Genomic DNA, 12,989 nt, shown 5'->3' with positions numbered 1-12,989 from the left:
TATCAGGGAATTCGCGCCCGCGCGAACACCCCGCACGCATGTCCATTGCCGCGTGCCGCGTCAGGCAGCCTGTTCCTCTTCTTTCGCCGTCCGCGCCCTGTCGCCGCGCGACAGCACCACATACAGCACGGTGGTCACGACAAGGCTGACGAGCCACGAAATGTCGACCCCGTGCAGCGCCGGGACGAGAAAGCCGGTATAGAGGTCGTTCCTGAGGAACGGCAGTTCCACCACCACCCCGACGAGATAGGACAGGACGGCCGCCACGTTGAAATAGCCGTAACGCCCCCCGTCGGCGCGAAAGAACGACGCGACATCATAATCGCCATGCCGCAGGAGGTAGTAGTCCGTCAGGTTGATGGCCGTCCACGGCACGATGACCGCCATGAGGATGTCGAGGAACGCGGCATAGGATTTCATGAAATCGCTGCTCATGCCAAAGGCCATGGTAAGCGCCAGCGCCACGAGGCACAGCGTGACCACCACGCGGCTCATCATTTCGGGACGCCAGTCGGGCAGGAACGTCTGCACCACCGTGATGGTGGACAGCGCCCCGCAATACACCCCCATCGCATTGCCCAGCGTAATGGCCAGCGACAGCACCACCAGAACGAAGGGCGCGGCCCCGCCGCAGAGCTGCGCCAGCGCCTCCACCGTTGTCAGGTTCGCCCACTGGCACGCCAGCACGATCCCCAGCATCATCGGCAGGATGGTGCCCAGCACCGTGCCGGTATATGTAGCGATGAAGGTATTGCGGACCGAAACGGCGCTGTTGGGAAGATAGCGCGAGGAATCCGAAACATAGGGCGCATACGCCACCTGCCACAGGGCGGAGACGGAAAAGGCGCTCATGATTCCGGCCACGGACCCGTGCGTATCCATCAGCGTGGCGCCCGAAAACCGCCACAGGCCCAGCCCGATGCACCCCAGTACCACCGCCCCGGCAAGCCAGCTTACGATCTTGGAAATCACATGGATCGCCTTGTACCCCATGCAGCAGGGCACAAGGCTGACGATCGCGATGGTCAGCACGCTGACCGTGCCGTTCAGCCCCGGAAGCGCCTGCACCAAGGCCTGTCCCCCCACGACATAGTTGGACGCGGCAAAACCAACATACATCACGATCACCAGCAGGACGATGGGCACCGCGCCGTAGGAACCGAACTGCCCCCTGCTCTGCACCATCTGGGGTACGCCCAGCATCGGACCCTGCGCCGCGTGCAGGGCCATGAACACCGCCCCGGCCATGTTGCCCGCGACCGCCGCCAGCATCGACCACCCGAATGAAAGCCCGAAGACCGTCGGCCCCAGCGCCCCCGTCACGACCGTAAGCAGCGTCATGTTGGTGCTGAACCAGACGGTGAAAAGGTCACTTACACGGCCGTAACGCTGGTCTTCGGGTATCTGATAGATCGTATGCGTCTCAAACGTCATGGCCATGGCCGCTTTTTCCCTTCATTTTCTTTACGGAACAATACACTGGCATGTCAGTAATTGCTTCAACGGCTTTCTCCTGCTTCCCTGCCTGTTATGAAGACATCGCGCCCGAAAGCAATACGCCACGGGCCGTGGCATGATCGCGTCCTTCACCATGTCGTTGCGATTCCGGCGGAATCAGGGCCAGCGACGCGCGAAAAGGACGGTTTTGCGAAAATCACGAAATTTTCTTCACGAATGCGGGGCAGTAACCCCCCAGGGGAACGCAGCCCACGTAATCCCTTCGCGCCGCGCCCGGCAAGACGGTAATGCCGCGCGACCATGGATCGTTACGGAATCAGCGCCCGGCCGCGCCGGACCTGTTTCCGCCCCCGTCCTGTCCAAAGGCCGCGACAGGCAGGCGGCATATGGAAATGCCGCCCCATTTCGCGGACGCAACGCCCGCCAACCCCGCGCAATGCATGCGACAGGCCAATGTGACGCGGCCGCGACAGATGCAGGGATTGCAAAATCAAGCTTTAAAAAAAACCAAACATATGCCCGATGAAATACAGGCCGGGCCGGACAGGGACATGCACGTCATGACGTCACCTTGTGACCAGTCGTGCCAGTCGTGCCAGTCGTGCCAGTCGTGCCAGTCGTGCCAGTCGTGCCAGTGGGCGGCACCAGCTGGGTATTGTCAAACTTCTGGTGCATTTCCTCGCGGATCTGGTTACATTTTTTTGTAAAGATACTGGCCTGCGAGGCCGTCATGAAATTGATGATGAACGCCCCGATCAGCGAGCAGAAGGACAGGGAGATCACCGCCTTGCCCGTCACGCTGATGACAGCGTCATAATATTCCGCCGAATACCACAGCAGCACCAGGCTGAGCACCGCGCCCAGAAAGCCGAGGATGCCGGTATAGTGGATCAGGGAATCCTCCTCATTGCTGAAGGACGAGGATTCCTGCCACAGCAGGTACAGCTTGCCATTCATTTCATCGACCTGGCAGTCATGTTCCAGCTGTGCCGCGCTGGTGACCTTGCCCGGGGCGGAACGGTGCATGGCCAGTTCCTGCTGGGCCTTGGCGAAAACGCGCCGACGCTCCTTGATGGCGGGCAGGCTGATATCGACAAAGCTGAGAATCGCCACATTCAACCCCGCCGACAGCTGCACGACGGCCTGAAAATCACCCCATGTCTGGCTCACGCGGCATCCCCTTCCACTCTCACCCGCCTCTTATCGAGGCTATCGCAAGAAAAGACAAAGCAGGAGACTGCAAGACTGTTAGGCAGAATTGCATATATCCTTCACGCGTCCATGTAACCCGGACAGGGAACTGCATGACGACCCGTATCGGGCGCGACAACCGCCGTCATCAACATATGCGAAATGTCCTGTCCGCAGATCAGCGGCCGGGCTTCGCCCCTTTCCTGCCGATATGGCCTATGCGCCACCCAGCCTGTCGGCATAGGAACGGACCGCCCGGGTCACGGCCGCAAGGGTCGTGGCGACGTCTTCATCCGTGTGGATCGCGGAAAGATACATCAGCCCGCGCGGAAGGGTGAAAATCCCCTCACGCAGCAGTTCTTCGGTCAGCAGCAGCGTGGCGTCGCGGTCGATCCCGGCCAGGTCGCCAATCCCGTCAACCTGACGCACCCCGGCAAAGACCTGCAGTGCCGAACCCACGCCCCGGGCATGAACGGCCACCGCGTTGCGGGCGGCCTCGTGCTGGATATGGGCGCAGATCCGTTGCGCGAAAGATTCCATGCGGGGATATATCCGGTCCGCATGTTCCTGAAGATGGGAAACACAGGCAACGCCCGCCGCCATCGACAGCGGGTTGCCGTTAAACGTGCCCCGGTGCAGCATCCGGCCCGACGACACCACATCCATCACGTCATCGGTCCCCGCGACCGCCCCGATCGGCAGCCCCGCGCCCAGCGCCTTGCCCAGCACGCACATGTCCGGCACCACGTTGTAACGGGCCTGCGCCCCGCCCAGCGACATGCGAAATCCGGTGATGACTTCATCAAACACCAGAACAGTCCCATGCCGCCGCGTGACATCGCGCAATGTTTCAAGGAACCCCGCCGGCGGCGCAAAGCACCCCGCGTTGATCGCGGCGGGTTCGACGATCACGGCCGCGAAACTGTCGTCCAGCACCTGCCGGGCCGCATCACTTTCCCCCCAGTCCAGCAGCGTCACCATTTCGGAGGCACGCGGGTCCTGCCCCAGCGTTGCGGGCCCGTCCTGTCCGGAGGAACAGCCGACATGCAGGTCATCCACCCAGCCGTGATAGTTGCAGCGGAATTTGGCGACCCGGCACCTGCCGGTGGTGGCGCGCGCGATGCGGATGGCAAGCTGCACCGCCTCCGTGCCGGTATTGACGAAGGCGACCCTGTCCGCGCAGGGCACGTTCGCGGCAATCAGGTCCGCCAGCGCGGCTTCGTCGCTGTTGACGGATGCGGTGCGCAATCCCCGATCCAACGCGTCGCGCAGCGCATGCATGACCGGTTCGGGCGAATGTCCCAGTATCAGCGGGCCATATCCCAGCGCATAATCCAGATAACGGTTGCCATCGACATCCGTCAGCGTCACCCCCGCCGCGCTGTCGATGACGACCGGCACGGGCCGTTGCGACGCGCGCGGGGTGGAGGACACGCCATTTGACAGGTGACGCAGCGCATTTGTGCGATATTCACGCGATTTCGTGAAAACCTTTCGCGTATCGGCGCAACCCTGCATGTCCCGTGATCCTGCCCTGGATGTTTCCTGAATAAGCCCCCAAAGATAACCCATTGATAAAAATAATAAAAGTTTTTGGTGAAGCTTTTTGCAAAAAGCTTTGAAAGACATCGCCTTTTTAAAAAAGCCGATACCCGGAAACTTTTGTTACTTTTATCAGCAGGCTGTTTTCAGGCAGCCTGCTGGAAAAGATGGCGTTCCTTGTGACATGCGCAACGTTTCGCAGGAAACTTTTGCAACGCCCATCAGAATTCCGCGCGGACGGTCCCGAAATACTGCCGGGGGGCACCAATCAGCATCGTCTGGTAATCGCCGCTGATCGGGTTGCCCTGTTCCCCCACCGTTCCGATATAATCCGCGTTCAGAAGGTTATATACATTAAGTTCCAGACTGATATGCTGCAATATTCCATATCCCGGGAACTGGTACCGCGCGCCCAGGTTCATGACCCAGTTATGGGGCGCCCACGCATCATTCATGTAACTGATGTAACGTCGGCTCATATACTGCGCATCGACATTCACGCTGGCCGGACCATAACGGTACATCAGCGATGTCTTGTAGGTCAGTTCGGGATAGTTCGGGATCAGCTTGCCCGCGATATGATGGACCCCGGTCGAGTCCGTGAAATTGTTGTCAAAGGTGGAGCGGTTGAAGCTGATGCTGTTGTACCATGACAGTCCCTTGAAAATCCTGCTGTCGGGGAAAGGATGAAGCGTCAGGCTCCCTTCCGCGCCATCGGTTGTCACGCCGCCCACATTGTTCAGGACGCCCACCAGCTGGATGATGGGGCCTGAGCTTACGACCTGCTGGCGGTTTTCGAAATTCACCCGATAGGCCGTCACAAGCGCCGACAGCCACCTGTCGTCATGGCGGTATCCCATCTCGAACACCCATGCCTTTTCCGGTTTCAGGCGCATGGCCTGATGGAACTGCGTGGGGTCGCCCACCGACCATGCCGATGCCGACGCGCCGCCCGACAGGCCAAACTGGCTGAAGGCCCGCATGGTTTCGGCCATGTCGAAAAAGACCTCGTCATCATGGGTGAAACGGTAATTGGCGCTGACCTGCGGCAGGAAAGGATCAAACGCCGTCATCGTGCCCGATGGCAGGCTGCCGTACCCGGTATAGGACGGATCGTTGGCGGTAATGCCGTCATGCGTCGTGACCAGCATCGACTTGAACCCGGCATTGATCCGGAAATTGCGCGTGATCTGATAGGTATCTTCGAAAAATGTCTGGAACGTATTCGTGTTGAACACATATCCATAGGCATGGTCGAACGCGTTCTTCGGGTTCAGCCATGTCGTCGGGCTGGGCGGGGTTCCCTGCCCCAGGATCGGGTCCTGATACAGATAAAGTCCGTTATTGAACTGGTTGTTTTCATACCAGACGCCCGCCCGCAGGTGATTGTGCGCGATACGGTATCCCGCGGCGGCAAGAAACCCGATGCGCGAGACATCAAGCGTATAGCCCTGAAGCTGCAGCGGCGCCCCGTTCGGTGACGAACCATAGGGCGAGGTAAAGGTACTCAGCCCCGCGCTGTTGCTGTAATAGAACGAGGCATTGACATCCAGATTGTCCGTAATGTCCGACTTGAACGTCAGATATGCGAAATAGTCTTTCCTGAGGCCGGAGGATTCATAATAGCTGACATCCTTCGGATCGTCCGTCAGGTTTTCGCCATGCGTGTATATGCCCAGCGCCGCGTCATAGGCGGCGGCATAGTTGGGGTAATAATTGTCCACCCGCGTGCCGAGCGTATGGATGTAATTGAGCGACAGGTCCTGATTGTCCACTTCCTGATGACTGCTCCAGTCGAAATACCCGGTCAGGGAGCTCCGTTCGCCCAGCGGCTGATAGAACTTGAAATTGACCTGCTGCGTCGCGTTGGTGCCGTATCCTTTCCACTTGTCGATCGTGGAATCGGTGAACGAGGCGGAAAATTTCGTCCCGCTGCCGTTGAGGCGGCCGCTATCGACACGCGCGAAGGTACGGAATCCCGAATTGCTGCCGAATGTCTGCTCCACCAGTCCCCCCGCCATGTCGGAGGGCATCAGCGTATGAAGGCTGACCGCGCCGCCAAGCGCGCTGGTGGAGGCGACATCCACGGCCGCCGCCCCCTGCGAGATGCTGGTGTCATGCAGGTTTTCCGTAATGACGGCGCGTGTCGTGCTCAGCCCGTTATAGATATTGTATCCCTGTTCCCCCAGCGGGATGCCATCGAGCGTGAAGCCAAGCTGGTTTTCGCTGAACCCGCGCGAATAGATCCGCGCCGACCATTCATAGGCCCCGAATGGATCTGCGGAGGTAAAGACCACCCCCGGCAGTTGTCCCAGTACCTTCAGCGCGCTGGTCCCGGGGGCCGAATTGTCCAGCATGGTACGCGACGCCGACTGCATCTGCCGCAACGAACCGCGCCCGTTGCCCACCACGGTGATCGCCTCGGGCCGGGGGGCCGGGGAACTGGCCGGCCGCCGGGGGGCGGCCGCATCCGGGGTGCTGGCGCGCGCGGGAATGGAGGTGCCTGTTCCTTTGCCCCTGGCCGGGGCCGCGCATGACACGAAGGGCATCGCACATGTTGCCAGCGTGACCGCCACGGATGTCGAAAAGGCAAGGCGGATGCGGAAACCGGAAAGACAGCCATGCAGCACCATGCGCGGACCGTTCGTCATCAGGCGGGCTTCCTCTCTGCGAACATGTTTGTCGGAAACTGGTCCGGTTTTTACTGCTGTTATGCGCTTCATCCGGCACCGTCAAGAAAATAGGAACGAAACCGAAACATAAAGAACGGCTTCCCCCGATCCCGGAAAAGACCTGCGCCCGGCAGCCTTTTCCATTTCCCGCTTCCCGATGCACTGACCCTGCATCATGCCGCGCCAGCCTGCCGACGCGTCCCCAGCGCCGCGACACACAGCACGAGACCGATCAGTACCGGCACCCACAGGGTGCTTCCCCCACACTGCATGAGCGTGACACCCCCCACCCCCGCGCAGGCCACAAATCCCACCAGTGCGGCCGGGCGCAGGCAGGGCGCGCGCGCATGTCCCGGCCGGCTGAAATACCGCAGCGCCCCCAGACAGGTCGCCCCCCATGCGATCATGAGGCACAACCCCGCATAGGTGCCCAGCCAGACGAACACCGCCATGTATTCCGGCCCATCCGCCCCGTGGCCCGCATGAAGGACATGGATCAGGCACACCACCACGGCACAGCCGCCAAGCAGCATGCAGTTCGCCGTGACAGGCACCCGCCGCACCGCGCTGGTGCGGGCAAGGGCGGGCGGCAGGACCCCATTGCGCGCAAGGGACAGCAGCCCGCGCGCGATGGCGATGCTGCCCGCCATGATCATCGCCAGCACGTCGGCCAGCGTCAGCGCCAGCAGCGCGGCATGCAGCGCGGGCGCCCCCCACTGCCGCGACGCGGACAGCGACAGCAGCGGCATCGCCTGTTCCTCCAGCCGTGCCGGATCGAACATGTTTCCCGCCAGGGAGGCATAGGAAACAATGACGTAAAACCCGGCATTGATCCCGATCGTCAGCATCATCGCGCGAGGGATGGCACGCCGTGGATCGGCGCTTTCCTCCGCCAGGTTGGCCGCCCCCTCGAAACCGCCATACATGAACAGGGCAAACACCATCCCCATCATCACGCCCGCCACGCCGCCATGACGCAGGGAACGCATCGTCGCATGCGCGGCCATTCCCGATCCCACCGGCGCATGCACGACAACCCACAGGGCAAACATGACAATCGCCAGCATGGAGGCGATGCTGATCCCCAGCTGCAGCCGGGTGGACAGGCTGATGCCGCGCGACACCGCCCATGCGATCATCCCCAGCGACACAAGCGCGCACGCCCACCACGGCACATCCACGCCCGCGCACGCCCGCGCAAGATCGGACCCCAGCCCCCCAAGGGTAAGCACGCCATTGAGGAAGGCGGCGATGGCGCAGCTGTAGAACAGCAGCCCGAACGCCCGCCCCCAGCGCGGGCCAAGCGACAGGTTCAGGTAATCATACAGCGAACCCGGCGTGTCCACCTGCCGCGCGAATGTCGCGAAAACCCATGCAATGGCCACCATGACCACGGCCGCCAGCGCGATACAGACCGAAACCCCCGCCCCAGCCCCCACGCCGCCATCCCCCCCGGCGATCAGGGGCACGAACACCAGCGAGGAATAGACCGGCCCCACGCCGGAGACCGCCTGCGCCACGATATCGGACAATCCGAGACGCCCCCGCATCAGGCGTCCCTGACCACCGGGAAGGTAGTGCGTCATGGTCTTTCCTCTGTCTCACGCATGCGGATGTCCATTATCCCCTTCATTCCGGGGTCATGTTACATCCGCAACGGTCCGCGCGATACAGAATTACGCAGCGCCCCATCCCCGCTGGGGGCCGTTTCAGAACCGGCACCCGGACGCTCCACGCATCACTGACAAGTTTTTGGTGACGCTTTTTGCAAAAAGCTTTAGAAGAACGCCACCTTTTTGAAAAAAGGCGGCACCCAAAAACTTTCATTACATTTATCAGGGATTTACTTCAGGCAACCTCACGCGAGAACCGGTCCATGCCGCTAGCCTGCCCTTTCCTGTTGTCTTTTCCCCTGCATTACGTTACTATTTAGTAACGAACATATCCCGTAAAGAGATTACGCCAATGAAAGGCTCCATCCCGAAAACCATCCCGGCAGTCGTTGGCCTGTATTCTGCCTATGCATATAGCGCTGTCGTTGTGTTTTCATACGTGCTGCCGGGGATTTTCAATATTCCCCACCGGGTGACATTCATGATTTCCGCATGCCTGTCCCTGCTGATTACCGTTGTGCTGGTTTCCGTGACCCTTCTTTACTGTAAAAAGTAATCCCACGCGGTTGAACACGGGCATGAACGGGACGCGCGCCACGGCCCATGTCATGAGGCCGGCCCCGATTGCACAAGGTCATTCATCAGGAGCGGCTCCGCATCAAATCTCTGAAGGAAATCATGGTCATGGCTTGCGATCAGGGCAACCGCGTTCCGTGACTGCCGCCGCAGCAACATGACCAGACATTCCAGCGACGGCGCATCAAGCCCGTTGCTGGGCTCATCCATCAGAAGGACATCGGGCGCGCCGATCAGGGCCGCGCAAATCATCATCTTCTTGCGCGTGCCCAGCGACATCGCGTCAAAACGGGTCGCAAGATGCGGCTGCAGACCGAAATTTCCGATCATCTCCTCCACATCCCCGTCAATCCCGCTGTTTTTGGCCCACGCGCAGAAATCCAGCAGGTCACGCCCGGTCATGAAGGGATAGACCGCCGCCTCATCAGGCACATAGGACAGATGTCGCCTTGCCCGCACCGGGAAGCGCATGAGGCTTTCCCCCGCGATCCAGATCTCCCCTGCATCGGGGGACTGCGCACCGGCCAGCAGGCGCAGGAGCGTCGATTTCCCGACGCCATTCGCCCCCAGAAGCGCGTACAGCCCGCATCCCAGCGTCAGATCGAGGCCATCGAATACGACCCTGCCGCCATAGGAAACGCCAATCGCCGTGCAGCGCACCCCTTTGCGCGTCATCCGCTTACCCCCGCGATTGCTGCCCCCGCCCATGCGATACTGAATGCGGCGGCAAGCATGAAACGAAATCGCGTGTCCGTTCCCACCACGGCCCGCAACACGGCCAGCAAGGCCACGTAACCCGCGGCCAGCCCCATGAGCGCCCACAGGGATACCAGCCGATGCGCAAGAAGGATCCCCCCGAACATGAACAGGGGCACCATCCCCAGCCCCACCACCAGACAGCAGTCACGTATCGGCCAGAAATGTCGCGACAGCGGCAGCGTCATGAACAGCGGCCGCGCCATGGCATGCGCGTCGGCAAGAAGACGGTACAGGTTACCAAGGACAAATGCTACAATCGCCATGCCTATCACGATGGCGACAGGCGCGCGCCCGTCATAATCAAACGCCCCGATCAGCGCGCCCGCCCCGACCGGAACCGCGACCGACATGACGGCGCACCCCGCCGATATCACGGGATTACGCGCCAGTATCCCGAACTGAACACGCCACACAGCCGGCAGGCGTAACCCCGGGCGCAGGCGACCGGCCAGCCGGCCCACCTGTCCCGCGCGGCCGACGCAAAACCGTTCAGTCCGCATGGCAAACGCCGCACATGGCAACGCGCATGCCACCGCGCCGGACAGCACCAGCATGGCCACCGTGCTGTCGGCAATGCTGGCCGCCGCCGCGAACACAATATCCGCAGGCAGCCCCATCAGCAGGAGAAAGGGCAGGCGTTCAACAATTCCAAGCTGGATCATCAGAATGATCGCAACAAATACCAGCGTTTTTTCAATATCGCATGCCAGATCGAAAATGGTGGCATGCCCGGCCATGCCGGTCCCGATCACGGCCGGCATGAACAGCAGGATATCAACCACGAACAGCAGGACGGACGAAACCGTGCATCTGGCGATGGCCGAAATCGGCAGCGTCCCGATGTAATCACGAAAGGCGCCCCCGCGAAGAAACCGCCTTTGCGGCAGGACCCATGCCAGCGCCCCCGCTTCGAAAAGGAGCGTGACGCCGAAATGCCACCCGAACGCATGCGCGGCGGAAAGGTCCTGCGCGAACAGGGCCGCCGGAACCATGAAAAGCGAGACGACCGGCAGGCCCGGCGTCAGCAGGCCCGCGAACAGGAACCATTGCCAGTGGCGGGCCACCACGGCATCGCTGGCGTGAATGAAAAAGCGCCCGCGCAGCACAAGATAACGCCATAACCCCCATGCGCGCTCACGCCGTTGCGTCATGATGCCCCCTCGCCCGCGCCGACCCGCGACACTGCATGTCGGTGGACGGGCCATTTCGGTCATACTTGCCCGAATTTCCATATCGCGAAAGCCGGCAACCGGGTCCCGACGCATCCCGACCCGTTTCCCCAGGAAAGATTTCCAGGGGACAAGGTGTGGGAGGCTGCCTGAAAAGCCAGACCCGACAATACCTTGAAATCATAAAAGTTTTTGGTGAAGCTTTTTCCAAAAAGCTTTGAATGACATCACCTTTCCAGATGAAAGGCGATACCCCAAAACTTTTGTCCTTATTTATCAACAGAGTGTTTCCAGCACTCTCCCAGACTGGACTCATGAATCGCCACATGCCTATTCCCTGTGATGCAGGCCTGTCGCATGTAAACCCACACCTCGCCCTCACATCGCCACCGGAACGGTCATGATCAGTCTTTTCGATATTTTCAAAATAGGCATCGGTCCCTCTTCCTCCCATACGGTCGGCCCGATGCGTGCCGCGCGACGGTTCATGGAGACCATCAGCGGACGCGATGGCCTGGCCCACGTTCAGGTCACGCTCTATGGTTCGCTGGCATGGACCGCGACGGGCCATGCAACGGACAAGGCCGTCATCCTTGGCCTGTGCGGGGAACGGCCCGAAACGGTCGACCCGGAAAAGGCGGACGCGCTGGTTGCGGAGATATGGAAAAAGGGGGTCATTGCCATCGGCCCCGCCACGGTCCGGTTCCAGCCCGCGCATGACATCGTGCTCGACAAGGAAACAAGGCCACCCGTCCATACGAACACCATGCAGTTCGCGGCGTTCGACCGGGACGGGCGGCTGCTGGAAAATGCGCGTTTCTGTTCTGTCGGCGGGGGGTTCATCGTCTCGGAAGACGCAGCCGAGAGTACTTCGTACACCATGCCGGAAGTACCTTACAATTTCCGCTCCGGGATGGAACTTCTGGATCTGGCGCGCCGGGACGGGCTGAACATAGCCGACATCGTCCTGCGCAACGAGACCGCGCTGCGTCCAAAAGAGGCCGTCGTGGCCCATCTGGACCGGATCATCGACATCATGATGCACTGTATCGAGCGCGGAATTGCCAGCCGGGGCGTCCTGCCCGGAAAGCTGGAGGTCAGGCGCCGCGCGGGCGCGCTGTATGAACGCCTGCGGGAGCGGGAGAAGCTGAACAGCAGCCTGCCGCATGAAATCATGGACTGGGTCAGCCTGTTCGCCATTGCCGTGAACGAGGAAAATGCCGCTGGCGGACGCGTGGTGACCGCCCCCACCAATGGCGCGGCGGGCGTGGTGCCCGCCGTCCTGCGCTATTACCGCGATTACTGTCCCGGCGCCACGCGCGAAGGCATGCGGGAATTCCTGCTGACGGCGGCGGCACTGGGCGGGCTGTTCAAGCTCAACGCCTCCATTTCCGGCGCCGAGGTGGGATGCCAGGGGGAGGTGGGCGTAGCCTCCTCCATGGCGGCGGCCGGGTTGGCGGCGGTTCTGGGGGCCACCCCGTCGCAGGTGGAAAACGCGGCCGAGATCGCAATGGAACATCATCTGGGCATGACCTGCGATCCAGTCGGCGGGCTGGTGCAGATTCCCTGCATCGAAAGAAATGCATTTGGTGCCATAAAAGCAATCAATGCCGCGTCGCTGGCCATGCGGGGCGATGGCGACCATCGCGTTTCGCTGGATCAGGTCATCCGCACCATGGCGGAAACCGGGCGCGACATGAACCATCGTTACAAGGAAACGTCACTGGGCGGACTGGCGATCAATTTCCCGGAATGCTGAGGAACTGTCTGAAAAATAAAGATTTCCGGGGGCGCCTGTTTTCAAACGGGCGGCATTCTTCCGAAGCTTTTTCAAAAAGCTTCACCAAAAACTTTTATGATTTCAGGGAATTATGGGGGCTGCCTTTTCAGGCGGCCTCTGGAACAGCCATTTCGCACGGGGTTTATCCGGGCGGAATTGACGATAAGATAACGTAACAATCCAGACGCGGGCGATATGCCCACGCCCGTACCGCCCGAAACGATCCATC

General features: G+C 61.0%; 8 protein-coding genes. 1 reads left to right on the top strand and 7 read right to left on the bottom strand.

Annotated features, from left to right (window positions below):
* Nucleotides 1-60: 60 nt before the first annotated feature.
* The 7 genes from NJLHNGOC_RS11355 to NJLHNGOC_RS15710 all read right to left on the bottom strand — a co-directional run bounded on the left by NJLHNGOC_RS11355 (nucleotide 61) and on the right by NJLHNGOC_RS15710 (nucleotide 10,962).
* Nucleotides 61-1,440, bottom strand: a complete 1,380-nt coding sequence (locus tag NJLHNGOC_RS11355) for a purine-cytosine permease family protein (RefSeq protein WP_113596455.1) — start codon at nucleotides 1,438-1,440, stop codon at nucleotides 61-63.
* 576 nt (nucleotides 1,441-2,016) lie between these two features.
* Nucleotides 2,017-2,628 (bottom strand): hypothetical protein, encoded by a 612-nt coding sequence (locus NJLHNGOC_RS11350; RefSeq protein ID WP_239021488.1) that lies wholly within the window; start codon nucleotides 2,626-2,628, stop codon nucleotides 2,017-2,019.
* Nucleotides 2,629-2,865: 237 nt separating this feature from the next.
* Entirely contained in the window at nucleotides 2,866-4,167 is a 1,302-nt protein-coding gene (locus NJLHNGOC_RS11345; protein WP_165837926.1) for an aspartate aminotransferase family protein, read from the bottom strand.
* A gap of 245 nt (nucleotides 4,168-4,412) precedes the next feature.
* A complete protein-coding gene (locus NJLHNGOC_RS11340; RefSeq protein ID WP_113596453.1) occupies nucleotides 4,413-6,842 on the bottom strand; it encodes a TonB-dependent receptor in 2,430 nt (809 codons plus the stop codon).
* Between the two features lie 194 nt (nucleotides 6,843-7,036).
* A complete protein-coding gene (locus NJLHNGOC_RS11335) occupies nucleotides 7,037-8,449 on the bottom strand; it encodes an APC family permease (protein WP_113596452.1) in 1,413 nt (470 codons plus the stop codon).
* Nucleotides 8,450-9,082: 633 nt separating this feature from the next.
* A complete protein-coding gene (locus tag NJLHNGOC_RS11325; protein WP_165837925.1) occupies nucleotides 9,083-9,727 on the bottom strand; it encodes an ATP-binding cassette domain-containing protein in 645 nt (214 codons plus the stop codon).
* The gene (locus NJLHNGOC_RS15710) at nucleotides 9,724-10,962 is read right to left on the bottom strand and encodes a hypothetical protein (RefSeq protein WP_133258734.1); all 1,239 of its coding nucleotides are present in this window, start codon (nucleotides 10,960-10,962) and stop codon (nucleotides 9,724-9,726) included. The genes NJLHNGOC_RS11325 and NJLHNGOC_RS15710 overlap by 4 nt, the downstream gene beginning before the upstream one ends.
* Nucleotides 10,963-11,380: 418 nt before the next feature.
* Here NJLHNGOC_RS15710 and NJLHNGOC_RS11305 point away from each other — a divergent pair, with 418 nt between their 5' ends.
* The gene (locus tag NJLHNGOC_RS11305) at nucleotides 11,381-12,739 is read left to right on the top strand and encodes an L-serine ammonia-lyase (RefSeq protein WP_113596446.1); all 1,359 of its coding nucleotides are present in this window, start codon (nucleotides 11,381-11,383) and stop codon (nucleotides 12,737-12,739) included.
* The last annotated feature ends 250 nt before the right edge of the window (nucleotides 12,740-12,989 follow it).

This window comes from Novacetimonas cocois, from assembly GCF_003311635.1.
Taxonomy (GTDB): Bacteria; Pseudomonadota; Alphaproteobacteria; order Acetobacterales; family Acetobacteraceae; genus Novacetimonas; species Novacetimonas cocois.
This window is presented reverse-complemented; position numbering and strand designations above follow the sequence as displayed.